We start from the raw sequence: 24,333 nt of genomic DNA, 5'->3' as shown, positions 1-24,333 counted from the left end.
CTATTCCTTACGCGCCAAGCAGTTCGCCGTTTGACTTAAAGAAGCGAACCTTCTTGCCATCTTCAAGCAACTTGAAACCAACGCGGTCAGCCTTCTGGGTTGCCGGATTGAAGATCGCCACGTTCGAAACGTGGATCGGCATCTCCTTTTCAACAATGCCACCAGCCTGACCCTTAACCGGATTCGGGCGCGTATGCTTCTTAACGCGATTCACGCCTTCCACCACCACTCGCTCGGCATCCACACGGCGCAGCACTGTTCCGCGCTTACCCTTGTCCTTGCCAGTCAGGACGAGAACTTCGTCCCCTTTGCGAATCTTGTTCATCTTCGCTCCTCAGAGGACCTCAGGGGCCAGCGAAACAATCTTCATGAAACGCTCGGTACGCAATTCGCGCGTGACCGGCCCAAAAATACGCGTGCCAATTGGCTCCAGCTTCGCGTTCAACAAAACAGCCGCGTTCTTATCAAACTTGATCAGCGAGCCATCCACGCGACGCACACCCTTGGCGGTACGAACCACCACAGCATTGTACACATCGCCCTTCTTGACACGCCCACGCGGTGCCGCATCTCTGATGCTCACCTTGATGATGTCACCCACGCCAGCATAGCGGCGCTTGGAACCACCCAACACTTTAATGCACATCACAGAGCGTGCACCAGTGTTATCGGCGACATCAAGTATCGTCTGCATTTGGATCATTTAATTCACTCCATCCAACTTGGAACGCTAGGCGTCCAGTCTTGGATCCCGTCTGGGAAAAGACCCCGCAAAGTGCGGGAGATCGAGCCAAGCATTCTAGCTTGGCTCGACAGTTTGTGCAAGACCTAAAGCCAAATTAATTAGCTTTGTGCCTTTTCAATGACACGAGTAACACGCCAGCTCTTGGTTTTGGAGATCGGACGGCATTCCTCGATCTCAACCAGGTCGCCTTCTGCAGCAACACCGGCTTGCACGTCAGCGTGGTAACGCTTGGAACGCACGATCACCTTGTTGTACAGCGGGTGCTTGACGCGACGCTCAACCAGAACGGTCACCGTCTTGTCCATCTTGTCACTGACCACACGACCGCTCAATGTGCGGTGTACCACTACCTTTTGCTCACTCATCACGCCACCGCCTTTTCACGCAGCACAGTACGAATGCGTGCAATGTCACGACGCACGCGGCCCAGCTGTGCGCTGTTGGTGAGTTGTTGGGTTGCCAGTTGCATACGGAACGAAAATTGCTCCTTGAGCAACGCAACCAACTCTTCTTGCAGCTCAGCGGCGCTCTTGGCACGCAGATCATTAGCCTTCATGTCTTACCCCACAAGCCGAGTGACGAACGTCGTCTCGATGGGCAGCTTGGCAGCGGCCAGGCGGAAAGCCTCGCGTGCCAGCGTTTCATCGACGCCGTCCATTTCATAGAGAACCTTGCCCGGCTGGATTTCAGCAACCCAATACTCCGGATTACCCTTACCGTTACCCATACGGACTTCAGCAGGCTTCTTGGAAATCGGCTTGTCCGGGAAGATCCGGATCCAGATCCGACCACCGCGCTTGATGTGACGCGTCATTGCACGACGAGCCGCTTCAATCTGGCGGGCGGTCAAACGACCACGACCAATTGCCTTCAGGCCGTATTCGCCAAAGCTCACCTTGTTGCCGCGGGTCGCAATACCGGTATTACGACCTTTCTGCTCTTTGCGGTACTTCCTTCTATTCGGCTGCAGCATCGCTAGCTCCTGCGTTCTTCACTCGCTTGTCCGCGCCTTCACCAGGCTTGCGTGCTGCACGACGAGGAGCGGGCTTGCCCTCACCTTCGTTGCGTGCGCCACGACGCGGCTTGCGGTTTTCGTTCTCAGTCGGTTCGGCTGCCACAGGCTGTTCGCCCTTGCCAACCATCTCGCCCTTGTACACCCAGACCTTGATGCCGATGATGCCGTAGGTGGTGTTGGCTTCGGAGAAGCCGTAGTCGATGTCAGCGCGCAGGGTGTGCAGGGGCACACGGCCTTCACGATACCATTCGGTACGGGCGATTTCAGCACCATTCAGACGACCTGCACTCATGATCTTGATGCCCTGGGCACCCAGACGCATGGCGTTCTGCATTGCGCGCTTCATGGCGCGGCGGAACATGATGCGCTTTTCCAATTGCTGGGCAATCGAATCGGCGATCAGTTGCGCATCCAGCTCAGGCTTGCGGATCTCTTCGATATTGACGTGTACCGGCACGCCCATAATCTTTTGCAGATCGGCCTTCAGCTTTTCAATGTCTTCACCCTTCTTGCCGATCACAACGCCCGGACGGGCGCTGAACACGGTGATACGGGCGTTCTTGGCAGGACGCTCGATGAGCACGCGGCCCACCGAAGCCTGCGCCAGCTTCTTCTTCAGATGGTCACGAACTTCGATATCTTCGTGCAACATCTTTGCAAAACTCTTGCTGTTGGCGAACCAGCGAGAGCTCCAGTTCCGCGTTACCGCCAGGCGGAAGCCGGTAGGATGGATTTTCTGTCCCATGTGCTCCCCTTATTCCCCAACAGAAAGATAAATGTGGCAGGTCTGCTTCTCGATGCGGTTACCACGGCCCTTTGCACGGGCTGTGAAACGCTTCAGGGAAGTTGCCTTCTCCACGTGAATGGTCTTGACCTTCAATGCATCAATGTCAGCACCATCGTTGTGCTCGGCGTTGGCGATTGCCGACTCGAGCACCTTCTTGATGATGACTGCGCCCTTTTTGGGGCTGAAGGTCAAAATATTAAGCGCCTGTTCCACCGGCTTGCCACGTACCAGGTCAGCCACAAGGCGACCCTTCTGGGCGGAGAGGCGGACACCGCGCAAACTTGCATTGGTTTCCATGATCACCCCTTACTTCTTCGCCTTCTTGCTGGCAGCGTGACCCTTGAAGGTACGCGTCAGCGCGAACTCGCCCAGTTTGTGACCCACCATGTTTTCAGTCACATACACCGGAATGTGTTGCTTGCCGTTATGCACAGCAATCGTCAGCCCGACAAACTCAGGAAGAATCGTCGAACGACGCGACCACGTCTTGATCGGACGCTTGTCGCTGGAATTCGCCGCCGCTTCAACCTTCTTGAAAAGATGGTCGTCTACAAACGGCCCTTTTTTTACGGAACGTGCCATGACTACCTCTTATCGCTTGTGACGACGCTGAACGATCATGCTGTTCGTACGCTTGTTGCTACGCGTACGATAGCCCTTCGCCGGAGTACCCCACGGGCTGACAGGCACGCGGCCTTCGCCAGTACGGCCTTCACCACCACCGTGCGGGTGATCCACCGGGTTCATCGCCGTACCGCGAACGGTCGGGCGAATACCACGCCAGCGTTGTGCACCAGCCTTACCAATCTTGCGCAGGTTGTTCTCTTCGTTACCGACTTCGCCAATCGTGGCGCGGCAATCGACGTGAACACGGCGAATTTCACCGGAACGCAGACGCAGCTGGGCATACATGCCTTCACGAGCCAGCAGTTGTACCGAAGTACCTGCGGCGCGGGCCAGCTGAGCACCCTTGCCCGGCAGCATTTCCACGCAGTGGATGGTGCTACCAACCGGGATGTTGCGGATCGGCAATGCGTTACCAGACTTGATCGGGGCTTCGGAACCGCTCAGCAGTTCTTGACCAACAACCAGACCCTTCGGGGCCACGATGTAACGGCGTTCGCCGTCAACGTAGCACAGCAGGGCGATGTTGGCGGTACGGTTGGGGTCGTATTCGATCCGCTCAACCTTGGCCACGATGCCATCTTTGTTACGCTTGAAGTCGATCAGACGGTAGTGTTGCTTATGACCGCCGCCTTGATGGCGAACGGTGATGCGACCATTCGAGTTACGACCAGCGTTCTTGCTCTGGCTCTCCACCAGACCAGCAAAGGGCTTACCCTTATGCAGATCCGGATTGACCACCTTGACGAGGCCACGGCGACCAGCGGAGGTGGGTTTGACTTTGACCAACATTATGCAGCCCCTCCCTCAACAAAATTGATCTCTTGACCCGGCTTCAGGCACACAAAAGCCTTCTTCCAGCCCTTGCGGCGGCCTACGCCACGAGCAGAGCGCTTGACTTTGCCCTTGACGTTCAGGATCTGAACGGCATCAACCTGCACCTTGAACAGCAGCTCAACGGCAGCCTTCACTTCAGGCTTGGTAGCGTCCGAGGCGACACGGAAAATAATTTGCTCATTCTTGTCGGCTACGTATGTAGCCTTTTCAGAAATCTGCGGCGCGAGCAGCACCTGCAGGAGTCGTTCCTGGCTAAAGCTCATTGCCACATCTCCTCGATCTTGGCGACCGCAGCACGAGTCACGATGACGCGCGGGAAGCGCACCAAGGAAACCGGGTCGGCTTCGTGGGCTTCGAGCACGAGCACATTGTGCAGGTTACGCGAAGACAGCCACAGGTTTTCATCGATGGAATCGGTGATCACCAGCGCGGAATCAGCACCATAACCCTTGAGCTTTTGAACCAGCATACGAGTCTTGGGCGCATCAACAGCCACGTTTTCAACCACCACCAGACGATCCTCGCGCACCAGTTGCGACAGAATCGTCGCAATCCCGGCGCGGAATTGCTTGCGGTTGACCTTTTGCGAAAAGTTTTCGTCCGGGCGGTTCGGGAAAATCCGACCACCACCACGCCACAACGGCGAGGAGGACATACCGGCACGGGCGTTACCCGTACCCTTTTGGCGGAAGGGCTTCTTGGTGGTGTGCTTGACTTCACCACGATCCTTCTGAGCACGATTGCCAGAACGGGCATTCGCTTGATAGGCCACCACCAACTGGTGAACCAGCGCTTCGTTGTACTCGCGGCCGAACACTGCGTCGGATGCTTGTACAGTAGCGGAGGCTTGACCCTGATCGTTAATCAGTTTGAGTTCCATGATGCCCCCGATCAATTAGCCTTGACAGCCGGACGCACAACCACGTCGCCGCCATCATGACCCGGCACTGCACCCTTGATGAGCAGCAGACCACGTTCAACATCCACACGCACGACTTCCAGGTTTTGCACCGTCGACTTGACAGCACCCAGATGGCCGGACATGCGCTTACCCGGGAAAACACGCCCCGGATCCTGCGCCATACCGATAGAACCCGGCACGTTGTGGCTACGGGAGTTACCGTGGGTAGCGCGTTGCGAACTGAAGTTGTGACGCTTGATCGTACCGGCAAAACCCTTACCAATGGACGTACCGGTCACATCGACCTTCTGACCCACAGTAAAGATTTCCACACTGATCACGTCGCCCGCCTTGTAACCGGCAAGCTTGGCAACGTCCACGCGAAACTCGCGCATCACGCTACCTGCCTCTGCACCCGCTTTGGCCATATGACCAGCGAGAGCCTTAGTGACGCGGCTGGCACGCCGCTGACCGAAAGCCACCTGCACTGCGGAATAACCATCCACATCAGGGGTCTTGATCTGGGTCACTCGATTGTTCGACACGTCAAGCACAGTCACGGGAACGGAAACACCGTCATCCGCAAAAATGCGAGTCATGCCAACCTTGCGACCGACAAGGCCTAGACTCATGTTTTTCTCCTATGACCCGGTTCCGATTGACCGGGTCGCAATTGACTCTTTCGCGCTACATACGCGAAGCGTGGGATTCTATCCCAAGAGCAAGACAAAACGCAAGCGCAAGAATTATTGCAGCTTGATTTCGACATCCACACCAGCAGGCAGATCAAGCTTCATCAGCGCATCAACCGTCTTATCGGTCGGATCGATGATGTCCATCAGACGCAGGTGAGTACGGATTTCAAACTGGTCACGGGAAGTCTTGTTCACGTGCGGGGAACGCAGCACGTCAAAACGCTCGATCTTGGTGGGCAGGGGCACAGGGCCACGCACCACAGCACCGGTACGCTTGGCGGTCTCGACGATCTCCAGAGCGGATTGATCGATCAGGCGATAGTCGAAAGCCTTCAGACGGATACGGATTTTTTGATTTGCCATGATGATTCCTAAAGAGCAACAAAGAGCACAAAGAACAAACGGCGCCCGCTTGGGGCGCCGCATGCAACAAAGATATTACGCGATGATCTTGGCAACCACACCGGCGCCAACAGTACGGCCACCTTCACGGATGGCGAAGCGCAGACCTTCTTCCATGGCGATCGGGGCAATCAGCTTGACGGTCATCGAGATGTTGTCGCCAGGCATGACCATTTCCGTGCCTTCGGGCAGGGTGATGGCGCCAGTCACGTCCGTGGTACGGAAGTAGAATTGCGGGCGGTAGTTNTTGAAGAACGGGGTGTGGCGTCCGCCTTCGTCCTTGCTCAGCACGTACACTTCACCGGTGAATTCGGTGTGGGGGGTGATGGAGCCGGGCTTGGCGAGCACTTGGCCGCGTTCGACGTCTTCACGCTTGGTGCCGCGCAGCAGCACGCCGACGTTGTCGCCTGCTTGACCTTGGTCGAGCAGTTTGCGGAACATTTCGACACCGGTACAGGTGGTCTTGACGGTGGCTTTGATGCCGACGATTTCGATTTCTTCGCCGACTTTGACGATGCCACGTTCGACACGACCGGTCACCACGGTGCCACGACCGGAGATGGAGAAGACGTCTTCGATCGGCAGCAGGAAGGGCTTGTCGATGGCGCGTTCCGGGGTGGGGATGTAGGTGTCCAGAGCGTCTGCGAGGGCCATGATGGCACCTTCGCCAAGCTCACCCTTGTCACCTTCGAGCGCCTTGAGGGCGGAGCCCTTGATGATGGGGGTGTCATCACCGGGGAAGTCGTACTTGGAGAGCAGTTCGCGCACTTCCATTTCGACGAGTTCGAGCAGTTCGGCGTCGTCAACCATGTCGCACTTGTTCATGAACACGATCACGTAGGGGACGCCAACTTGGCGGGCCAGGAGGATGTGTTCGCGGGTTTGCGGCATAGGGCCGTCAGCGGCGGACACGACCAGGATGGCGCCGTCCATTTGGGCTGCGCCGGTGATCATGTTCTTGACGTAGTCGGCGTGCCCCGGGCAGTCAACGTGGGCGTAGTGACGGTTGGCGGTTTCGTATTCGACGTGGGCGGTGTTGATGGTGATCCCGCGGGCCTTTTCTTCCGGCGCTGCGTCAATCTGGTCGTATGCCTTGGCGGCGCCACCAAACTTGGAGGCCAGCACCGTGGTGATGGCTGCCGTCAGCGTCGTCTTACCATGGTCAACGTGACCAATCGTGCCCACGTTCACGTGCGGCTTCGTACGTTCAAACTTTTCCTTGGCCATGATCTACCCCAATCAACCCGAGCAAATACACCCTTGATTAAAAGAAATGGTGCCCATGACGTGGATTGAACACGTGGCCTCTCCCTTACCAAGGGAGTGCTCTACCACTGAGCTACATGGGCACTACACAAAACTGGAGCGGGTGAAGGGAATCGAACCCTCGTCGTAAGCTTGGAAGGCTTCTGCTCTACCATTGAGCTACACCCGCAAACAACGAATCGTAAAAAACGACTTCGCTTACAACCCGCTGCTGCGTATTTCAACTTCAAATACCCAGCACCTACAAAACTGGTGGAGGGGGAAGGATTCGAACCTTCGAAGGCAGAGCCGTCAGATTTACAGTCTGATCCCTTTGACCGCTCGGGAACCCCTCCGTTGAGAAGCGAGACTATAGAGAACGAATAACCCCAAGTCAAGCTCTTTTTACATATCCATCGCATATCACGCAGTCGCCATAATCAGCCTACACGCGTTAAGCTAGGGGCTTACCGGTGTTTTTCCCTTTTAGGACAATATTTTGCCGTCGGCCCTCTCCACTGCCCTGCGCTGCCAGTTGCTGGCCCTGATTCTGGTTTTTGTCATCGGGCGCAGCGGCCTGCTACCGCCATTGGACGCCCTGGCGCTGGCAGCGATGCAGGCCTTGTGTGCGGCCTTTCTGTCTCTGATGGCCAAGGCAGACCGGTGGTGGGTCGCGCTGCACCTGGCTTTTTTCCCTGGGGTGGTACTTGCCATCCAGCTTGGCCTGCCCGCAAGGGTGTATGGCATGTGTTTTCTGCTCTTGCTGACGATCTACTGGACAACATTCCGGACGCGGGTTCCTTTGTTTCTGTCAAACCGTACCACGGTTCATCGTTTTGCCGCGCGTTTTTCCGCTCAGCACAATCTGCAGGTACTGGATGTCGGCAGCGGCACGGGTTCCTTCGTCTTGCAACTAGCAGACTTGCGCCCGGACTGGCAGATCACCGGTTGCGAGGTGGCACCGGGGCCTTTCCTGCTCTCCCGCTGGCGGGCTCGCCCCCAGACCAATGCCCATTTGCTGCGTCAGGATTTCTGGCAACATTCATTCGCAGCCTATGACATCGTTTATGCCTTTCTCTCCCCTGCCCCGATGAGCGCGCTCTGGCGCAAGGCACGGCAGGAGATGCGGCCTGGAACATTGCTGATCAGCAATAGTTTCGTGGTGCCCGACCTGAAACCTGAAATGATCATCGCGGTGGGGGATCAGCGCCAAACTCAACTTTTTTGCTACAGAATTCCGGGGCGCGGCCGGTAATAGCATGATTGCGCCCAGGCGCCATGTCCTTGCAGGCAGTCGGGAGGCCTGTCATCGGTAGGCGAGATGCCCAGGGGCGCATAACATATACATAAGAGACCACCAGCAGTTCGATCACCGGAGTGACGGGCATGGCAGAAATCATCTGCATCATTGGCACCAAGGGGGGAACAGGCAAAACCAGTCTGTCGCACATGCTGTGTCACGGCCTGACCCTGGTGGGCAGACGAGCCGCGTGTGTGATGACCGATGAATACCGCGAGCCCCTTCGCCCGGAAGGGCGGCGTTACGTGATGGCGGATGCGCGCTCGCCCGAGGCGCGCGAAAAGGTGGTCGACAAGCTACGTGATCTGCCAGGCTGGGTCGGGGTACTTGATGGGGGCGCAAACCGTACCAACACGGACATTGCCCTTTACGATCTATCAGACATCGTACTCCTGCCCTTTCGGGATTCGCCTGAAGATCTGCGCACGATCATGCACGACCTGGAGTTGTTCCCACGCGCTTTCGCCATTCCCTCGCAATGGCCGCGCAACAAGTGGCAGCAAGACGCCGCCGACAAAATGCTGGCAGCCCTGCCCGCAGAACATCGGGAACGTATTCTGCCACCTGTTTTCGCCTTGTCTGCCAGCAAACTGCTGCTGCAGACACGCCCGCCGGAGACCCTGCCAGCAGCGCTGAATAGCGCCTGCAAACAACTGGCCAACCAGTTGCTGGAGATGATGGAAGGCAGCGATGAGGATGTTTCAAACGCGCTGGCGCAGGCTGCTGCGCTGAATGCGGGCAGGTAATCTCTGGCAGGCAACTCAGCCAAACAGTCGAGGCGCCACAGACCTGCTCGTGATCGGTGGCATCGGTGGCACAAGAAGAGGCCATCTCGGCCTGTTCAACATGCAGACCTTGATCACGCCCTTGCCCACGGCAAATGGAATCTCAGCCCCGCACGCCCTGGCGAGCCAGCAACACCAGCGCCTGGGCACGATTGGGCACCCCCAGCGCGCGCAGGATGGCAGAGCAATGGACCTTGATGGTGCCTTCGGCCAGCCCGAGCAGGTCGGCAATCTCCCGGTTGGTGCGGCCTTCGACCATCAGTTCCATCACCCGGGTCTGCGCGGCGGTCAAACCGAAATGTTCAGCGGCGGATTCCATACTGCGCCGTTTGCCGTGGCGGGCCGCAGAGGATACGGGGGTAGAGCCCCCCTCGGTCACCACCACGCCACCTGCCAGCAAAGTGTGGATCGATTCCACCAACTGGTCGGAAGACATGGATTTGGACAAAAACCCTGCCGCCCCGGCTTTGAGCGCACGTTTGACCGAAGCCTCATCCGCCAGCGCAGAGACCACTACCACGGGCACCGCAGGAAAGCGGTGCGCCAGTATTGAGACCAACGAGAAGCCACTCATGTCTGGCAGCATCAGATCCACCAACACAAGATCAAATTCCTTGCTGTCTTCGATCATGGCAAGAGCATCCTTGCCACATGAGGCAACACTGAATTCACAGGGGAACCCCAACTGACCAAGCGCACTAACCAACGCTTCGCGTACCAAGATATGGTCTTCAATCACGAGGACCCGACAATTTTCCATATGCGTCCTGCTCCCTGAGCCGTGCTTGTGCATGCAGCCCCATCTTAATGGCCGCCCTCATGGCAAACCATCCCGACCTACCCGCCCGGGCAGGTCTGCATACCTATTTATCTACATGTAGTGACTTATACCATTGCCAGCGCTTTCCAATCTGCATACCATCATTGCAACAAGCAGTCAGCCGACAAACGTAGCGCCACGCGACATTATGCCATTGCCCACATGCGGGTACATTTGATGCGCACCAAGCTTACTTCAGAAGTATGCTATCAGCAAACTCTTGTCATATCCGCATCGACCGTGTCCGCATATAGCACATCAAACAAAACAAATGCGCAAAAAAACGGCCACCACTGTTCAAACGCTGCTTCGCACTTGCTACGGGTGCGAAGCAGCCCACTTTCCTGCGCACAGATTGCCGACAACCTTTCACATGGATAACAAGTCATGAACATAGGCTGGGATATTCGCACCCGTGTACTTATCGTCGCCCTGGTACCCACCATTGTGCTGGGGATTCTACTGACGACCAGCCTGACATTTTCCCGCCTCAGTGATCAGGAAGACGCCATGCGCATGCAGGGCCAGGCTCTGGCGCGACAATTGGGGTCGGCCGCAGAATTCGGGCTGATTTCTGACAACCGTGAGCAGCTCCAAAGGCTGGCCACCTCGGCGCTGACCTCATCAGATTTGCAAGGGGTCTCCATTTTTGATCGCAAAGGGGGCCTGCTCGCCGTGGCTGGCATGCAGGCACACAGCACCAATATGCTGACAGGAGACTCCAGCATCCAGATGCTCAGCAACCAGATGTTGCGGATTTCCGAACCAGTCAGGGCGACTTCACCGGTCAAAAGCACCGGCAAACAAAAAATGCAGGCAAGCAACGCCTTGCTTGGGCAAATCGTGGTACTGGTCTCGCAGGAGCAGCTCGAACAGCTCAAATGGCGTCAGGTCGCCACGGCATTGGGCACACTGATCATCGTGCTGTGTGGCAGCGTGATCCTGTCGTTTTACATGAGCGCCACGGTGAGCAAACCGATCTGGCGCATCGCCCAGGCCATGACGGACATTGGCCGGGGCAAGCTGGACACCCGGGTACCGGTTGAAGGGCGTGGTTCGCTACGCAATCTGGCCGAGGGCATCAACGAGATGGCAGCAAGACTCGCTGTTGTGCGTGACGACATGGCCCAGCGCATTGATGCCGCCACCTCCCAGCTCCGCGAGCGAACCGAGGACGCCGAACGTGCCAACCTTGCCAAATCGCGTTTTCTGGCTGCGGCCAGCCACGACTTGCGCCAACCCATGCACGCCCTGGGTTTGTTCATCGCCGATCTGGCCCGCAAGCAGCACAGCGCCGAGAGCCGCCTGCTCATCGACCGCATCGCAGCCTCTGCCGAAGCAATGGAGAATCTGCTCGACAGCCTGCTGGATATCTCGAAACTTGACGCCGGGGTGGTCACGGCCAACCCTCGCCCATTTGCCCTGGCCCCGTTGTTTGAGCGCATTGAGACCGACTACGGCCCCTCGGCACGCGAACGTGGGTTACGCCTGCGGGTTCGGCCCACCCAACTGTGGGTACACAGCGACCCGCTGCTGTTTGAGCGCATCCTGATGAATCTGGTCTCCAATGCCTTGCGCTATACCCTGAAGGGTACGGTGTTTGTCGTGGCCCGCAAGCGTGGGGATCACGTCCTGATAGAAGTGCTCGATAGCGGGGTGGGCATTCCGCAAGAGGAACAGGCGGCCATCTTCCAAGAGTTCGTCCAACTGGCCAACCCGGCAAGGGATCGCAGCAAAGGCTTGGGCCTGGGTCTGGCCATTGTGCGTCGTCTGGCGGACCTGCTCTACCACCCCATCACCCTGCGCTCGGAACCCGGGCGTGGCTCCATCTTTGGCGTCATGCTGCCACGTGCCCCGGAAGAAAATCAGCAAACCCAGCCTGTGCTGCTGGACACGGAACAGGAATTCGTCGGCAAGATTGTGGCGGTCATCGATGACGATACCTTGGCCCAGGAGAGTCTGGTGGGCTTGCTGCGCGCCTGGGGCTGCTTTGTGGTGGCCGCCGATGGACCAGACAAACTCATGCTTTCGCTGGCGGAGGTGGAGGTGGAGCCCGACATCCTGGTCAGCGACTATCGCCTGCCCGGTCATCGCAATGGTCTGGACGTGATTGCCGAGCTACGCCACCGCTTCGGCCCAGGCCTGCCAGCACTTCTGCTCTCGGGCGATACGGGGCCGGAAACATTGCGCAGCGCCACGGATCAGGGAATACCCCTACTTCATAAGCCCGTCAGGCCTGCCAAGCTGCGGGCTGCGCTGGCGCATTTGCTGGGCCGGCAGGGTACGCCTGAGGCGTGAAAACGGTATGATTATCCCTTCACCACAAGGAGCGCATCATGAGTTCCTCTACGACACCTCCGCCTGAAGACGGTTTTGATTTTGTGCGCAAAATGTGGGGCGGCATGGGTTTTGGCCTGCCTGGGATGGCGACACCATCGCTTGATGTCACCGATCTGGAACGCCGCATCAATGACCTCAAGGCCGTTGAAGGCTGGCTCAAGATGAATCTCGGGATGCTGCAAATGACGATCCAGGGGTTGGAAGTCCAACGCGCAACGCTGGCTGCCGTGCAGGCAATGAGCCAGACCGCACGTGACAATCCTGAGGCAGCCAACCCGTTTGCCAACCCGGCGCTATGGTCCTGGCCATTTGGCAACACAGCCACACCGGCAGCCGACCCCGAAACCGGCAGCACGCCAGCCCAGTCTGCCGAGCAGACGCCTACCGAACAACAGCCGCCTAAGGCAGCTCGCAAACCCGCTTCACGTGCATGAATTCACCACGCTTTGTCAGTGCCAGCCACACCAGCCCAGACTGGGAATCCGCCCTGCATCAGCTCATCACCAAGCTGCCCCGGCTACAGCAGGCCAACCTTGGCTTTGTCTATGTTTCCGACGAACACGCGCATGGGCTTGAAACCATCCTCAGCCGCCTGAAGCAACATACAGGGGTGCAGGAATGGGTGGGCGCCACGGGGGTCGGGATCATCGGGCATGATGCCACCTATGGCGAACCGGGGATTTCTGTGCTGCTGGGCGCATTTACGCCAGAGAGCTTCCGGATTTTTTCCGGGCGCCGTCCTCTGCCCCGCGATTTCATCCCCTACTCGGCCTTCGTGCACTGTGACCCGCTGACTCCCGACATGGCCGAACTGGTCAGCGATATGGCTCAGAAAATTCGCGGGGGCAGGCTTGCAGGCGGGGTTGCCAGCGCCAAGGCCACAGCGTGGCACATCGCGGAGGAATGCCTTACCGGCGGCTTGTCCGGTGTAGCTTTCGGGCAAGACATCCAGATCATTACCGGCATCAGCCAGGGGTGTGCCCCTTTACCGGGCAACCGGCGGATTACCCAGGCACAGGATTCGCTGATCGAGCGCATCGATGGTCGCCCGGCGGTGGACGTTTTCCGCGAGGCCGCCGGGCCGGAGCTGGCGGCCGATCTGCGACGCGCCGCTTCAACGCTCATGGTGGGTTTGACCGAAGATGATCAGGATCGCCGCCTCTACTCGGTGCGCCGTATCGTTGCACTGGATTTGCGCAGCAATCGCATTGCGATCAACAGCAGCGTGGAAAACGGCCAGAATTTCATTTTCGTCAAACGCGACGGCGAGAGCGCCAAACAAGACTTGGTGCGGATGCTTGATGAGTTGCGGCAGGCTTGTCCACATCCACCCAAGGGGGCGCTCTACGTCAGCTGTGCCTCACGGGGCGGGGTGATGTTCAATGCAAACGACACCGAACTAAACGTGATCCGCGAAGTGTTTGGCGATATTCCCCTTGCAGGCTTCCATGCCGCCGGGGAAATCGCAGGCGACCACCTGTTTGGCTACACGGGCACGCTGACGCTTTTCCTGTAGCCCCACGCGGGGCAGGCGGGCTCCAGGCTACACCAAGGGAATTTGCAGGCGAACCGACAAACCGCCCAATTGTGCAGACTGTTCCAGTGCGATATCTATCCCGTATCGTTCTGCAATTTTCTGCACAATCGCCAAGCCGAGCCCGTTGCCATGCGCCTCCTGCCCGGCCATCCGATAAAAGCGCTTGAACACTTCTGGGCGCTCTTCGGGTGGGATACCGTGTCCATTGTCTTCCACACACAGCACGGCCATGTTCCCTTCGCGGCGTAGTGAAAGATGAACGACTCCTTCGCTGGCGCTGTATTTCACGGCGTTTTCAAGCAGATTGCGCAACAGAATACGCATTGCCTCAATATTTCCATTCGCATGGAAAGTCTCTTCGGGGAGATCTTCGGCAAGGTCCGCCCCGATGTCGACGCCACGTTCCTGCACCAGGGGTAACACATCTCCAATAGCCAGTCGGGCGGCCTGCGGCAGACTGATCACGGTTGTTTCATACGCACGTACGTCTTCACGGGCCAACATCAGCATCCGTTCCACCAGCCGGGTGGCGCGATCAATCCCCGCGATCAGGCGGGCACTGGCACGATCACGGGTTTCCTGGCAGTTCGCCCGCTGCAGGCTTTGCGCCTGCAAACGCAGCGCGGCCAGGGGTGAGCGCAACTCATGGGCCGCGTTGGAAACAAAGTTTTGCTGCGCAGCAAACGAATGGTTGATGCGGGTGAACAACACATTGATTTCCCGAATGAAGGGCAGGATCTCATCCGGTACGTGATCGGTACGCAAGGCTTGCAGATCGTTGGCCTGGCGCTGGGCGATTTCATGCTGGGAAGCCGTCAGCGGGCGCATTGCCCGCGAAATCCCCCACCAGATGATGAGCAGGATCAGCGGCCCCATCAACAGGCTGGGCGTGACGGTGCGCAAAGCCAGCTCACGAGCGCTATGGTGGCGCGTAGCCAAATCCTGGGTCACCTTGATCAGCTTGGTATGCGTCAGCAAGGTCAAGACCCGATACTTTTTGCCTTGGGTCGTCTGATAAGAAAACTCATGCAAGGGCAGTTTGGCGGGTTGCTGGTTCTGGGCCTGGCTCTGCGCTTCATCGTCCAGCGATGTAGCAAGCTTCACCACCAAGGGGCGCTGGGTGACCTCCAGGGTAAAACAGTTGTTGTCTGCATCATCAATAGGGGTCAGTGCGCTGCCAGACGAGACTTTCATCGTTGGCTCCAGCAGGCTGCGCCGCATGGCCAATCCAATCTGGAGCATGTGGTAGTCAGAGATGGTGTCCACCTCCTGGTCAGCCATGTAATAGGACACGGCAATCTGACCGAACATCCCCACGGAAATCACCACGCTCAGCATCAACAACACGCGATAGCGAACGGAGTTCAGAGATAGCTTCATGCCTGCTCCCCTCCATGTGCCTTGGGAATGAGATAACCCACACCACGCACGTTCTGGATCAAGGCATTCCCCAGCTTTTTACGCAAGCCATGGATATAGACTTCCACTGCGTTGCTATTCACCTCATCCTTCCAACTGAAGAGCTTCTCTTCCAGTTGGGCGCGAGACAGGATCATGCCAGGGCGCGCCAACAACGGTTCCAGCACCGCCCACTCGCGTGCCGACAGAATCACGGGCTCGCCTTCCACCAATACCTCCTTGGTCGCCGTGTTGATGCTCACCCCCATGTATTCGTACACCGGCTCAGCCCGCCCGGCACTGCGCCGCAGCAAGGCACGGATACGCGCCAGGAGTTCGTCCAGATCATAGGGCTTGACGATGTAATCATCCGCCCCGGCGTCCAGCCCTGCCACGCGCTGGGTCACCGCGTCACGGGCGGTAGCCACCAGCACAGGTGTTCTATCCTTGCGCGCACGCAATCCACGCAGAACCTCCAGGCCATCCTTGCGCGGCAAGCCCAGGTCGAGCAAAACAATGTCATACGGGTTGCCTTGCAAGGCGGTCTCGGCGGCCAGGCCATCACGCACCCAGTCGACGGCATAGCCATCCGCGCTCAGGCAATCCAGCACCGTTTCCCCAATCATCCTGTCGTCTTCAACCAACAGCAAACGCATAGCGGCCAGATTCCTATTCATTGATCACTGCAAAAACACCGGGCCCAAACATCCGCATGGCGCCTCAAGGCGCCATGCGGGGAATGATATGCTGACTTGAGCCTATCAATCGACAATTTCAAGCCTTTTGAAATTATCATGACTATCAACATCCAGACAGCCACTTTGGCTGCCGCTGAAAATATCCGAAGAGTCATACACAGCAGGGATGAATGCGCGGATCTTCATCACAGACGCCTCTATTTTTACTCACCAGACAAAGGGAGCCTGTCTACGATTTCAGCTTAACCACTAGCACTTAGTGGAAACTTAAAGCGCCCTTGACTCCATCGGATTGCTTGCACGCAAAAAAATGGGCGCCCTACGGCGCCCATCTGCCTACTCAAAGAGTAGCCGGATCAGAAACGATAACCCACACCAATGCCCGCCGTAATCGGGTTCAGGCCCACGCTCCCCACCTTGGTGCCGCCCACGGTCACATCGGTATTCATCTGGATGTACTTCACATCCAGGTTCACGGACCAGTGCTTGTCGATGAGGTAATCCACACCCGCCTGCGCGGCAAAGCCGACGCTGGAGTGATCCACACTCGCAGCGCCACCCAGAATGTTGCTGCGCTTGGTAAAGATCGTATAGTTCAAGCCCACGCCCAGGTAGGGCTTGAATGCCCCCAGATCGGTAAAGTGGTACTGCACCATGAGCGAAGGCGGCAAAGCCTTGATCGTGCCCTGCTTGGTGCCGCCCACCTTGATGTCGATATCCTGCGGATAGGTCAGCACCAGCTCGGTGGCAATGTTCTTGGTCCAGAAGTAGCTCACGTCAAACTCGGGAATCCAGCGGCTTTCTGCCTCTATCTTGGTCGTGCCATTCAGGGGCAGGCCATCGGACTGGGCATTGTCAAACTGAAGGTCCACTGCACGCACCCGCAGCAACCAGGGGCTGTCTTCGGCCTGCGCGGCATTCCCAAAACAAACTCCAGCAAGCAACAACATGGTGCTGAGAATTCTGCGATTCATAACACAATCTCCTCTATTGGAATTGGACACTTGGTCGTCGCTTCTTGCGGCGGCAGTTGATTCTAGTCAATATAGCAACATCTTTAGTAGGGATATTTTGATATTCATCCAAACAACACTACTTGTTTTGTGGTTAACCCAACACATCCCCGGTGAACTGCTACACGGGGACGCCAGATACCGCCCGCAAATATGACCTGTCAAAAAACCGTAACCTGAACTGCCTAGCATGTCAGCTTCGATTGCCCATCCACGAGGACGAAGCCCGCCATGTATTCCACCCGCCTTGCCACTTTGACCACTCTGCTGTGTGCAGCCCTGTCGCTGCCCGCTGCGGCACAAACGATCTATCCGCTCAACCGTGCCGACATCCTGGCTGGTTCCCACTTCGATCTGAAAGTGGAATTCCCCGGCGTGGTCTCCGCAGACAAAATCAAACTGAGCGTTAACGGTGAAGATGCGGCCAAGGTGTTCGGCAAGGCCCCGCAAATCATTGCCCGCGAAAACGACAAGGACGGCACCAGCGTCATCCTGCGCGATGTGAGCCTGACCAAGCCGGGCGATTACACCGTCTCGGTCAGCGATGGCAACAACATCCGCATGGTGGGTTGGAACGTGTACGGCACCCCGGCCAAGCCGGTTGCGAAAAACGTGATCCTGTTCATTGGCGACGGTTTCTCCGTTGGCCACCGTACCGCCGCCCGCATCCTCTCCAAAGGCATTAGCGACGGCAAGTACAACGGCAAGCTCGCCATTGACGACATGCCCTACATGGCACTGTTGAGTACAGAGGGAACGGATTCCATCATCACCGACTCGGCCAACGCCGCCCACGCCTACACCACCGGCCACAAATCCTGTGTGAACGCACTGGGCGTGTACTGCTCGCGCGCAGCCAATACGCTGGATCACCCCAAGGTTGAAACCCTCACCGAAGCCGCCAAGCGTCGCGGCATGGCGGTGGGCGCCGTCACCAACGCCGAAATTGAGGATGCCACCCCGGCGGCGATGGTGGCCCACACGCGCCGTCGTTCCGACTACAACGACATCGTCAAAATGTACTATGACAGCCAGATCGACGTGATGATGGGGGGCGGCTCACCCAATTTCCTGCCCAAGAGCACGCCGGGCTCCAAGCGTACCGATGACGTGGATTACATCGGCGCTTTCCAGAAGGCGGGTTACGCATTCGCCACCACCAGGACCGAGATGGATGCAGCAGCGGCCGATGGCAAGACGACCAAGCTGCTCGGCCTCTACAACACGGGTAACGTGGATGGTGCGCTGGACCTGAAGTTCCTCAAGAAGGGAACAGTGAAAAACTTCCCTGACCAGCCCGATGTGCCGCAAGAAATGATGGCCGCGCTCAAGGTGCTGTCGCGGAACAAGAATGGTTTTGTGCTGATGGTTGAATCCGCCCGGATCGACAAGTATGCCCACTCAATGGACCCTGAGCGCGCGATCTACGACACCATCATGCTTGATGATGCCGTGCGTGCCGCCAAGGAATGGTCCAAGGCCAACGGGAACAACACCCTGATCCTGGTCACCGCCGACCATACCCACCCGGTCAGCGTGATCGGCACGGTGGATGACAACCTGCCCGGCCCCGATATGCGTAACAAGGTTGGCATCTATGCCGACGCCGGTTTCCCCAACTACCCGGCACCGGATGCCGATGGCTACCCGAACATGGTGGACGTCTCCCGCCGCATCCGCCTGGTCTCTGGCGCGCATCCGGACTTCTACGACACCTTCCGCCCCTACATGGATGGCGAGAATGTACCGGCGATCAAGAATGCCGATGGCACGATGGTCGCCAATGAGAAGTACAACGTACCGGGCGCACAGTTCATCCCCGGCAACCTGCCGAACAAGGGGCCGAGCGCAGCCAACCAGGAAGTCCACTCGGGTGATGATGTGATCCTCACCGCCACCGGCCCAGGGGCCGAACAGGTGCACGGCCAGATGGAAAACTCCGACCTGTTCCGCATCATGGCCAACGCCCTGGCGCTGGCACCTCAACCCGCCAACGCGGTTCCTGTGAAGGGCAAGAAGAAGGCAGCGCAATAAGTGACTCACCTTGTCTCACAAACCGGCGGCGCACGCCGCCGGTTTTTGCTCTCCCTTGCCGCCTTGTGCATGGCCCCGATGGCACGCGCAGCCGAACTGCTAACTTTCGACGGCCTCTACAAATCCAATACCGTACTCGGGCTGAAATTCGCAGATCGCACCCTGGCACTCAAAGGCCAAACCGTGCGCCTGCGCGGCTACATGGCCCCACCGCTCAAGCCCGAGAGCAATTTCTTCGTCCTCACCCACGAGCCCGTTGCGATCTGCCCCTTCTGCTCTTCAGACGCGGAGTGGCCGGTCGACATCGTGGTGATCTACGCCAGCAAAACCGTCATCCCCACCAATTTCTCTGAACGCATCGAGGTGGAAGGCACGTTGGAAGTCGGCTCCTTCATCGACCCCAAGACCGGGTTTGTCAGCCAGTTGCGGCTGCGCGATTCGGTTTTTCACAAGCTCTAGGATCATGCACAACGGCGCCTTGAAGGTTCGGGACCTGCGATTCCGTTTCCCTGCTCAGGAAACCGATCTCTTCCATATCGAATCACTCGACCTCGCCCATGGCCGCAGCCTGGGCATCCGGGGGCCATCGGGCGCTGGCAAGACGACCCTGCTGCATTGCCTTGCGGGCATTGAGCCTGCCCAGGCTGGCAACATCGAATGGGGTACTGAGAATATCTCCCGGCTTGATGGCGCCGCCCTCACTCACTGGCGGCAGCAGAAGCTGGGGCTGGTGTTCCAGGATTTCCACCTCGTCGAAGGCCTGAGCGCTTTTGACAACATCCTGCTGCCCGTGAGCTTTTCCGGCTGGCGAGTCAGCCCGGCGCTGCGCGAACGCGCCCATCAACTCCTGGAGCGCGTGGGCATCCACACACCCCAACGCCGCGCCGAACTGCTCTCGCGTGGCGAACGCCAGCGCGTGGCCGTAGCTCGGGCGCTGCTGTTTTCCCCCGCAGTGATTCTGGCTGACGAACCCACCGCCAGCCTCGACCCAGAGAACCGCGAGATCATCGGTGCCCTGTTGCTGGACGTGGTACGCGAACAAGGTGCCACGCTGATAGCCGTCTCGCATGAACTCAGCCTGCTCTCCCGCTTGGACGAGCAGATGGAACTACGCGGCGGCACGCTTGTTGCGCTGGAGGCCGCCCATGTTTAACCCCTTCCCGGTAGTCATCGCGGATTACCGTCGCAACCGCCTGCTGGTGGCCATCACCATTGCCTTGGTCGCCATCGCGGTGGCCATCGGCGTTGCCGTGATCGCCCAGGAACGCGCTTTGCGCCAAGGCAGTGCGCGTGCGGCGGATGATTTCGATCTGCTCGTCGGCGCCCCCGGTAGCCCGACCCAACTGGTGCTCACCAGCGTCTATCTGAAACTGCAGGCCATCCCCCTGGTCAGTGGCGAAGTGCTTGCCAAAGCCAGCACCGCCAGGGGTGTAGCCTATGCCGCACCCATTGCCTTTGGCGACAGCTGGCAGGGCTACCCCATCGTTGGCACCATCACCGCGTTTGCCAATCGCGGCGGCATGCTGCCACCCCACGAGGGGCGCTTGTTTGCAGCCCGGGGCGAAGCCATAGTGGGAGCCAACGTGCCGCTTGCCATCGGCACCAAGATTCATCCCGAACACGGCCAACATCACGAAGCCGATGGGGATGAGGACGAACATGATCACCACGAGCACAATCTGAGCTACACCGTGGTCGGGCGCCTGCCCGCACGTGACAATGTCTGGGATCAGGCCATCCTGGTGCCGGTCGAAGATGTATGGGCAATCCACGAACTCCCCACCGGGCACACCCCCGGCAGCACCCGGATCGGCCCACCCTGGGCAGTCGACCAGTTACCCGGCGTACCCGCGATTGCCGTCAAACCCGAATCAGTCAGTGCAGCCTACGGCCTGCGCGGGCAACTGCGCACCCCGCAGAGCATGGCGCTCTTCCCGGCAGAAGTGCTCAACGAGCTGTATAGCACGCTGGGCAATGTGCGCGACATGATGTCGATTCTGGCCGTGGCAACCCAGATCCTGGTGGTGGTGGCCGTCCTCATGGCGCTGCTGGTCGGCTTCCTCGCCCGTGCACGCCAGTTCGCGGTGCTGCGGGCCATCGGGGCCAGTGCCAAGTATGTGTTCGCGGTGATCTGGCTGGAAGTCAGCCTGCTGGTCGCAGCGGGTGCCGCCCTTGGCTTGGGTGCGGGTTATGGCGCGGCCTGGCTGCTCTCCGCCTGGATTGCACCGCAAACCGGGTTCCGCATGCCGATCACGCTCGGCGCAGAAGAACTCCTGCTCGCCGCCGCATTGGCGCTGGCCGGGCTCATCATCGCCACCCTGCCCGCGCTGCTGGGCATGCGCCGCCCGATTGCAGAAGGCTTGAAAGCCTGACATAAAAAAACAGGGCTCCCGAAGGAGCCCTGTTTCAATTTGCATACGCCAGGATCAAGCCAGCTTCTGCGCAACCCAATCCTTCACACCGCTCAGCGCACCAGCCAGCGCTGCTGGATTGGTGCCGCCTGCCTGTGCCATATCCGGGCGGCCACCGCCCTTGCCACCGACTTGCTGGGCCACGAAGTTCACCAGCTCACCGGCCTTGACCTTGCCGGTCAGGTTGGCGGTGACGCCTGCAATCAGCGATACCTTGCCATCATTGACTGCGGCCAGCACCACGGCGGCAGAACCCAGCTTGTCGCGCAGCTTGTCGACCGCTTCACGCAGCGCGGGCACATCCGCCCCTTCGAGCGTGGCAGCCAACACCTTGACGCCACCCAGATCGATGGCCTTGGTCACCAGTGCATCGCCCTGGTTGCCTGCGAGCTTGGATTTGAGCGCAGCGATTTCCTTTTCCAGCGCCCGCACTTCATCAAGCACATTCGCCAGCTTGGTACCCACTTCGGCAGCAGGTACCTTGAGGCTGGAAGCCACCACATCCAGGCTGGCATCGCGTTCGAGCAGGTAGTTCATGGCGTTCTCACCCGTCACCGCCTCAATCCGGCGCACGCCAGCGGCGACGCCGCCTTCGGCCACAACCTTGACGAAGCCGATATCCCCGGCGCGGCCTACGTGAGTGCCCCCACACAACTCGCGGGAGGAACCGATATCCACCACGCGTACGGATTCGCCGTACTTTTCACCGAACAGCATCATCGCGCCGGTCTTCTGCGCGTCTTCAATGCCCATCACGCGAATCTGGCTGGCCGCGTTGGCAAGGATCTCGCGGTTGACGATCTGCTCGACCTTACGGATTTCTGCGTCGCTCACCGGTGCATTGTGGGCGAAGTCGAAACGGGTCTTCTCCGCATCAACCTGCGAGCCCTTCTGTTGCACGTGGCCGCCCAGCACTTCACGCAAAGCCTTGTGCAGCAAGTGGGTGGCAGAGTGGTTACGCATCGTGGCGGTACGGCGGTTGCCATCGACACGGGCATTGACCGCATCCCCGACATGCAACTCACCTTCCACCACACGGCCATGATGGCCGAACACATCGGCCTGAATCTTGATCGTGTCTTCCACCACAAAGCGAGCCGTGGCGTTTTGCATGGAGCCCGCGTCACCTACCTGACCGCCGGATTCGGCGTAGAACGGGGTGTTATCCAGCACGATCACCGCATCGTCACCCGAGCGCACCACCTCAACCGGGCTACCATCCACATACAACCCCGTAATCTTGGTGCCTTCCACGAAGAGCTTTTCGTAGCCATGGAATGTAGTCGGCGTGCCGGTGTATTCCAGCCCTTGGGCCATCTTGAACTTGCCTGCCGAGCGGGCCTGTTCGCGCTGGCGATTCATGGCAGCGTTGAAACCGGCTTCATCCACAGTCAGGCCACGTTCACGCAGCACGTCCGCCGTGAGGTCGAGCGGGAAGCCATAGGTGTCGTGCAGCTTGAAGGCGGTTTCGCCATCCAGCGGTTTGCCTTGTTCCAGCGATGCCAGTGCGGTTTCCAGAATTTCCATGCCGTGGGCGATGGTCTGGAAGAAGCGCTCTTCTTCATGCTTGAGCACTTCGGTCACACGAGCTTGCTGCTGCTTGAGTTCCGGGTAGGCACTGCCCATCTCTTCTGTCAGCGCATCCACCAACTTATAGAAGAAGGAGGTACGCGCCCCGAGCTTGTAGCCATGGCGGATGGCACGACGGGCAATGCGGCGCAGCACGTAGCCACGACCTTCATTGCTGGGGATCACCCCGTCAGCCACCGTGAAGGCACAGGCACGGATGTGGTCGGCAATCACCTTCAGTGAGGGCGAATCCTTGTCGCAATCGCCTGCACCTGCTTCATCCACCACACGCTTGGCAGCGGCGAGCAGATTGACGAAGAGGTCGATCTCGTAGTTGGCGTGCACGTGTTGCAGCACGGCGGCGATCCGCTCCAGCCCCATGCCGGTATCCACGCTGGGGCGGGGCAGCTTGTCCATCACGTATTCGCCGTTCTCGTCCAGACGACGGTTGAACTGCATGAACACGTTGTTCCAGATTTCGATGTAGCGGTCGCCATCCTGATCGGGCGATCCGGGAGGCCCTCCGGCGATGTCTTCGCCGTGGTCGTAGAAGATTTCCGAGCATGGGCCGCAGGGGCCGGTGTCACCCATCATCCAGAAGTTGTCGGACGCGTAACGGGCGCCCTTGTTGTCGCCAATGCGCACACAGCGCTCAACCGGCACGCCGATTTCCTTGGTCCAGATGTCAAAGGCTTCGTCGTCCTCGGCGTACACGGTCACCCACAGCTTGTCCTTGGGCAGCTTGAACACTTCGGTGAGCAGTTCCCAAGCGTAATGCAGGGCGTCATGCTTGAAGTAGTCCCCGAAGCTGAAGTTGCCCAGCATCTCGAAGAAGGTGTGGTGGCGGGCGGTGTAGCCGACGTTTTCCAGGTCGTTATGCTTGCCCCCGGCGCGGATGCACTTCTGCGAAGTGGTCGCACGGGTATAGGGGCGCTTGTCGAAACCCAGGAACACGTCCTTGAACTGGTTCATCCCGGCGTTGGTAAACAACAGCGTCGGGTCATCACCGGGTACGACAGGGCTGGAGGCCACGATCTGGTGACCCTTGGATTCGAAGTACTTCAGAAAGGTAGAGCGGATCTCAGCGGCTTTCATGGGCGTGGCCAAAATATCAGTGTGAAATCAAAGGGTCGATTCTACCCCGGATCGGGCCTTGCACCTAAGCCCTCTACACCCA

The 24,333-nt window shown here is 58.7% G+C and carries 29 protein-coding genes and 3 tRNA genes; 9 read left to right on the top strand and 23 right to left on the bottom strand.

Annotation, left to right across the window (positions count from 1 at the left end; translation table 11 throughout):
- Nucleotides 1-7: 7 nt before the first annotated feature.
- The 17 genes from rplX to B145_RS0104700 all read right to left on the bottom strand — a co-directional run bounded on the left by rplX (nt 8) and on the right by B145_RS0104700 (nt 7,607).
- Nucleotides 8-325: a 50S ribosomal protein L24 gene (gene rplX, locus B145_RS0104780; protein WP_018605524.1), complete on the bottom strand. Its 318-nt coding sequence runs from the start codon at nt 323-325 to the stop codon at nt 8-10.
- 9 nt (nt 326-334) lie between these two features.
- A complete protein-coding gene (rplN, locus tag B145_RS0104775; RefSeq protein ID WP_018605523.1) occupies nt 335-703 on the bottom strand; it encodes a 50S ribosomal protein L14 in 369 nt (122 codons plus the stop codon).
- A gap of 140 nt (nt 704-843) precedes the next feature.
- Nucleotides 844-1,110 carry a 30S ribosomal protein S17 gene (rpsQ, locus tag B145_RS0104770; RefSeq protein ID WP_018605522.1) on the bottom strand — a complete coding sequence of 89 codons (267 nt, stop codon included), beginning with the start codon at nt 1,108-1,110 and terminating at the stop codon, nt 844-846.
- A complete protein-coding gene (gene rpmC / locus B145_RS0104765) occupies nt 1,110-1,301 on the bottom strand; it encodes a 50S ribosomal protein L29 (protein WP_018605521.1) in 192 nt (63 codons plus the stop codon). Before rpmC ends, rpsQ begins: the two co-directional genes overlap by 1 nt.
- A gap of 3 nt (nt 1,302-1,304) precedes the next feature.
- Nucleotides 1,305-1,718 carry a 50S ribosomal protein L16 gene (rplP, locus tag B145_RS0104760; protein WP_018605520.1) on the bottom strand — a complete coding sequence of 138 codons (414 nt, stop codon included), beginning with the start codon at nt 1,716-1,718 and terminating at the stop codon, nt 1,305-1,307.
- A complete protein-coding gene (rpsC, locus tag B145_RS0104755) occupies nt 1,702-2,505 on the bottom strand; it encodes a 30S ribosomal protein S3 (protein ID WP_018605519.1) in 804 nt (267 codons plus the stop codon). Before rpsC ends, rplP begins: the two co-directional genes overlap by 17 nt.
- 9 nt (nt 2,506-2,514) lie before the next feature.
- Nucleotides 2,515-2,844 (bottom strand): 50S ribosomal protein L22, encoded by a 330-nt coding sequence (rplV, locus tag B145_RS0104750; RefSeq protein WP_018605518.1) that lies wholly within the window; start codon nt 2,842-2,844, stop codon nt 2,515-2,517.
- 9 nt (nt 2,845-2,853) lie between these two features.
- Nucleotides 2,854-3,129, bottom strand: coding sequence for a 30S ribosomal protein S19 (rpsS, locus tag B145_RS0104745; RefSeq protein ID WP_018605517.1), 276 nt, complete (start codon nt 3,127-3,129; stop codon nt 2,854-2,856).
- 9 nt (nt 3,130-3,138) lie between these two features.
- Nucleotides 3,139-3,966, bottom strand: coding sequence for a 50S ribosomal protein L2 (gene rplB, locus B145_RS0104740; RefSeq protein ID WP_026258828.1), 828 nt, complete (start codon nt 3,964-3,966; stop codon nt 3,139-3,141).
- Nucleotides 3,963-4,271, bottom strand: a complete 309-nt coding sequence (gene rplW, locus B145_RS0104735) for a 50S ribosomal protein L23 (protein WP_018605515.1) — start codon at nt 4,269-4,271, stop codon at nt 3,963-3,965. The genes rplB and rplW overlap by 4 nt, the downstream gene beginning before the upstream one ends.
- On the bottom strand, nt 4,268-4,888 hold the full coding sequence (rplD, locus tag B145_RS0104730) for a 50S ribosomal protein L4 (RefSeq protein WP_026258827.1): 621 nt from the start codon (nt 4,886-4,888) through the stop codon (nt 4,268-4,270). The genes rplW and rplD overlap by 4 nt, the downstream gene beginning before the upstream one ends.
- An 11-nt stretch (nt 4,889-4,899) precedes the next feature.
- Nucleotides 4,900-5,541, bottom strand: a complete 642-nt coding sequence (rplC, locus tag B145_RS0104725; protein ID WP_018605513.1) for a 50S ribosomal protein L3 — start codon at nt 5,539-5,541, stop codon at nt 4,900-4,902.
- A 114-nt stretch (nt 5,542-5,655) separates the two neighbouring features.
- On the bottom strand, nt 5,656-5,967 hold the full coding sequence (gene rpsJ, locus B145_RS0104720; protein ID WP_018605512.1) for a 30S ribosomal protein S10: 312 nt from the start codon (nt 5,965-5,967) through the stop codon (nt 5,656-5,658).
- Between the two features lie 75 nt (nt 5,968-6,042).
- Nucleotides 6,043-7,233, bottom strand: a complete 1,191-nt coding sequence (tuf, locus tag B145_RS0104715) for an elongation factor Tu (protein WP_018605511.1) — start codon at nt 7,231-7,233, stop codon at nt 6,043-6,045.
- Between the two features lie 47 nt (nt 7,234-7,280).
- Nucleotides 7,281-7,355 (bottom strand) — tRNA-Thr (locus B145_RS0104710).
- Between the two features lie 12 nt (nt 7,356-7,367).
- Nucleotides 7,368-7,441: transfer RNA gene (locus B145_RS0104705), tRNA-Gly, on the bottom strand.
- A gap of 81 nt (nt 7,442-7,522) precedes the next feature.
- Nucleotides 7,523-7,607: transfer RNA gene (locus B145_RS0104700), tRNA-Tyr, on the bottom strand.
- 143 nt (nt 7,608-7,750) lie between these two features.
- Between B145_RS0104700 and B145_RS0104695 the strand changes: the two genes are divergently transcribed.
- Both B145_RS0104695 and B145_RS0104690 read left to right on the top strand, forming a co-directional pair.
- A complete protein-coding gene (locus tag B145_RS0104695) occupies nt 7,751-8,506 on the top strand; it encodes a class I SAM-dependent methyltransferase (RefSeq protein WP_018605510.1) in 756 nt (251 codons plus the stop codon).
- Between the two features lie 131 nt (nt 8,507-8,637).
- Nucleotides 8,638-9,297, top strand: a complete 660-nt coding sequence (locus tag B145_RS0104690) for a P-loop NTPase family protein (RefSeq protein ID WP_018605509.1) — start codon at nt 8,638-8,640, stop codon at nt 9,295-9,297.
- A gap of 142 nt (nt 9,298-9,439) precedes the next feature.
- On the opposite strand, the gene B145_RS0104685 is transcribed toward B145_RS0104690, so the two are convergent.
- Nucleotides 9,440-10,096: a response regulator gene (locus B145_RS0104685; RefSeq protein ID WP_018605508.1), complete on the bottom strand. Its 657-nt coding sequence runs from the start codon at nt 10,094-10,096 to the stop codon at nt 9,440-9,442.
- Nucleotides 10,097-10,543: 447 nt separating this feature from the next.
- Between B145_RS0104685 and B145_RS0104680 the strand changes: the two genes are divergently transcribed.
- Genes B145_RS0104680 through B145_RS0104670 form a run of 3 tightly spaced genes read left to right on the top strand, consistent with a single transcriptional unit; the run spans nt 10,544 to nt 14,012 of the window.
- Nucleotides 10,544-12,454, top strand: a complete 1,911-nt coding sequence (locus tag B145_RS0104680; protein WP_018605507.1) for an ATP-binding response regulator — start codon at nt 10,544-10,546, stop codon at nt 12,452-12,454.
- Between the two features lie 38 nt (nt 12,455-12,492).
- On the top strand, nt 12,493-12,930 hold the full coding sequence (locus B145_RS0104675) for a PhaM family polyhydroxyalkanoate granule multifunctional regulatory protein (protein WP_018605506.1): 438 nt from the start codon (nt 12,493-12,495) through the stop codon (nt 12,928-12,930).
- Nucleotides 12,927-14,012, top strand: coding sequence for an FIST signal transduction protein (locus tag B145_RS0104670; RefSeq protein WP_018605505.1), 1,086 nt, complete (start codon nt 12,927-12,929; stop codon nt 14,010-14,012). Before B145_RS0104675 ends, B145_RS0104670 begins: the two co-directional genes overlap by 4 nt.
- Nucleotides 14,013-14,039: 27 nt before the next feature.
- On the opposite strand, the gene B145_RS0104665 is transcribed toward B145_RS0104670, so the two are convergent.
- The 4 genes from B145_RS0104665 to B145_RS0104650 form a co-directional block, all read right to left on the bottom strand.
- Nucleotides 14,040-15,413, bottom strand: a complete 1,374-nt coding sequence (locus B145_RS0104665; protein WP_018605504.1) for an ATP-binding protein — start codon at nt 15,411-15,413, stop codon at nt 14,040-14,042.
- Nucleotides 15,410-16,087: a response regulator transcription factor gene (locus B145_RS0104660; RefSeq protein WP_018605503.1), complete on the bottom strand. Its 678-nt coding sequence runs from the start codon at nt 16,085-16,087 to the stop codon at nt 15,410-15,412. Before B145_RS0104660 ends, B145_RS0104665 begins: the two co-directional genes overlap by 4 nt.
- Nucleotides 16,088-16,192: 105 nt before the next feature.
- The gene (locus B145_RS29450; protein ID WP_018605502.1) at nt 16,193-16,315 is read right to left on the bottom strand and encodes a hypothetical protein; all 123 of its coding nucleotides are present in this window, start codon (nt 16,313-16,315) and stop codon (nt 16,193-16,195) included.
- Between the two features lie 170 nt (nt 16,316-16,485).
- Nucleotides 16,486-17,103 (bottom strand): OmpW/AlkL family protein, encoded by a 618-nt coding sequence (locus tag B145_RS0104650; RefSeq protein ID WP_018605501.1) that lies wholly within the window; start codon nt 17,101-17,103, stop codon nt 16,486-16,488.
- 270 nt (nt 17,104-17,373) lie between these two features.
- Here B145_RS0104650 and B145_RS0104645 point away from each other — a divergent pair, with 270 nt between their 5' ends.
- From B145_RS0104645 to B145_RS0104630, 4 genes are read left to right on the top strand one after another with little or no spacing between them, the layout of a single operon-like run.
- The gene (locus B145_RS0104645; RefSeq protein WP_018605500.1) at nt 17,374-19,176 is read left to right on the top strand and encodes an alkaline phosphatase; all 1,803 of its coding nucleotides are present in this window, start codon (nt 17,374-17,376) and stop codon (nt 19,174-19,176) included.
- Nucleotides 19,177-19,635 (top strand): hypothetical protein, encoded by a 459-nt coding sequence (locus B145_RS0104640; protein WP_018605499.1) that lies wholly within the window; start codon nt 19,177-19,179, stop codon nt 19,633-19,635.
- A gap of 4 nt (nt 19,636-19,639) precedes the next feature.
- Nucleotides 19,640-20,329: an ABC transporter ATP-binding protein gene (locus B145_RS0104635; protein WP_018605498.1), complete on the top strand. Its 690-nt coding sequence runs from the start codon at nt 19,640-19,642 to the stop codon at nt 20,327-20,329.
- The gene (locus B145_RS0104630) at nt 20,322-21,548 is read left to right on the top strand and encodes an FtsX-like permease family protein (RefSeq protein WP_018605497.1); all 1,227 of its coding nucleotides are present in this window, start codon (nt 20,322-20,324) and stop codon (nt 21,546-21,548) included. The genes B145_RS0104635 and B145_RS0104630 overlap by 8 nt, the downstream gene beginning before the upstream one ends.
- 54 nt (nt 21,549-21,602) lie before the next feature.
- Here the strand turns inward: B145_RS0104630 and alaS are convergent, their stop codons facing one another.
- Nucleotides 21,603-24,251 (bottom strand): alanine--tRNA ligase, encoded by a 2,649-nt coding sequence (alaS, locus tag B145_RS0104625; protein WP_018605496.1) that lies wholly within the window; start codon nt 24,249-24,251, stop codon nt 21,603-21,605.
- Between the last annotated feature and the right edge of the window lie 82 nt (nt 24,252-24,333).

Origin of the sequence: Uliginosibacterium gangwonense DSM 18521, assembly GCF_000373965.1 — a bacterium.
In the GTDB taxonomy this organism is placed as follows: Bacteria; Pseudomonadota; Gammaproteobacteria; order Burkholderiales; family Rhodocyclaceae; genus Uliginosibacterium; species Uliginosibacterium gangwonense.
The sequence above is the reverse complement of the archived record's forward strand: the minus strand, read 5'-3'. Positions and strand labels throughout refer to the sequence as shown.

Bases quoted from the DNA above. Each gene is read 5' to 3' on its own strand.
- B145_RS0104690 (WP_018605509.1), top strand. From the start codon at position 8,638: ATGGCAGAAATCATCTGCATCATTGGCACCAAGGGGGGAACAGGCAAA.
- B145_RS0104645 (WP_018605500.1), top strand. From the start codon at position 17,374: ATGTATTCCACCCGCCTTGCCACTTTGACCACTCTGCTGTGTGCAGCC.
- B145_RS0104650 (WP_018605501.1), bottom strand. From the start codon at position 17,103: ATGAATCGCAGAATTCTCAGCACCATGTTGTTGCTTGCTGGAGTTTGT.
- alaS (WP_018605496.1), bottom strand. From the start codon at position 24,251: ATGAAAGCCGCTGAGATCCGCTCTACCTTTCTGAAGTACTTCGAATCC.
- B145_RS29450 (WP_018605502.1), bottom strand. From the start codon at position 16,315: ATGAAGATCCGCGCATTCATCCCTGCTGTGTATGACTCTTCGGATATT.
- rpsQ (WP_018605522.1), bottom strand. From the start codon at position 1,110: ATGAGTGAGCAAAAGGTAGTGGTACACCGCACATTGAGCGGTCGTGTG.
- B145_RS0104675 (WP_018605506.1), top strand. From the start codon at position 12,493: ATGAGTTCCTCTACGACACCTCCGCCTGAAGACGGTTTTGATTTTGTG.
- rpmC (WP_018605521.1), bottom strand. From the start codon at position 1,301: ATGAAGGCTAATGATCTGCGTGCCAAGAGCGCCGCTGAGCTGCAAGAA.
- rpsS (WP_018605517.1), bottom strand. From the start codon at position 3,129: ATGGCACGTTCCGTAAAAAAAGGGCCGTTTGTAGACGACCATCTTTTC.
- B145_RS0104635 (WP_018605498.1), top strand. From the start codon at position 19,640: ATGCACAACGGCGCCTTGAAGGTTCGGGACCTGCGATTCCGTTTCCCT.
- B145_RS0104670 (WP_018605505.1), top strand. From the start codon at position 12,927: ATGAATTCACCACGCTTTGTCAGTGCCAGCCACACCAGCCCAGACTGG.
- B145_RS0104680 (WP_018605507.1), top strand. From the start codon at position 10,544: ATGAACATAGGCTGGGATATTCGCACCCGTGTACTTATCGTCGCCCTG.
- B145_RS0104665 (WP_018605504.1), bottom strand. From the start codon at position 15,413: ATGAAGCTATCTCTGAACTCCGTTCGCTATCGCGTGTTGTTGATGCTG.
- rplW (WP_018605515.1), bottom strand. From the start codon at position 4,271: ATGAGCTTTAGCCAGGAACGACTCCTGCAGGTGCTGCTCGCGCCGCAG.
- rplC (WP_018605513.1), bottom strand. From the start codon at position 5,541: ATGAGTCTAGGCCTTGTCGGTCGCAAGGTTGGCATGACTCGCATTTTT.
- rpsC (WP_018605519.1), bottom strand. From the start codon at position 2,505: ATGGGACAGAAAATCCATCCTACCGGCTTCCGCCTGGCGGTAACGCGG.
- B145_RS0104630 (WP_018605497.1), top strand. From the start codon at position 20,322: ATGTTTAACCCCTTCCCGGTAGTCATCGCGGATTACCGTCGCAACCGC.
- rplD (WP_026258827.1), bottom strand. From the start codon at position 4,888: ATGGAACTCAAACTGATTAACGATCAGGGTCAAGCCTCCGCTACTGTA.
- rpsJ (WP_018605512.1), bottom strand. From the start codon at position 5,967: ATGGCAAATCAAAAAATCCGTATCCGTCTGAAGGCTTTCGACTATCGC.
- rplN (WP_018605523.1), bottom strand. From the start codon at position 703: ATGATCCAAATGCAGACGATACTTGATGTCGCCGATAACACTGGTGCA.
- rplX (WP_018605524.1), bottom strand. From the start codon at position 325: ATGAACAAGATTCGCAAAGGGGACGAAGTTCTCGTCCTGACTGGCAAG.
- rplP (WP_018605520.1), bottom strand. From the start codon at position 1,718: ATGCTGCAGCCGAATAGAAGGAAGTACCGCAAAGAGCAGAAAGGTCGT.
- B145_RS0104685 (WP_018605508.1), bottom strand. From the start codon at position 10,096: ATGGAAAATTGTCGGGTCCTCGTGATTGAAGACCATATCTTGGTACGC.
- rplV (WP_018605518.1), bottom strand. From the start codon at position 2,844: ATGGAAACCAATGCAAGTTTGCGCGGTGTCCGCCTCTCCGCCCAGAAG.
- B145_RS0104660 (WP_018605503.1), bottom strand. From the start codon at position 16,087: ATGCGTTTGCTGTTGGTTGAAGACGACAGGATGATTGGGGAAACGGTG.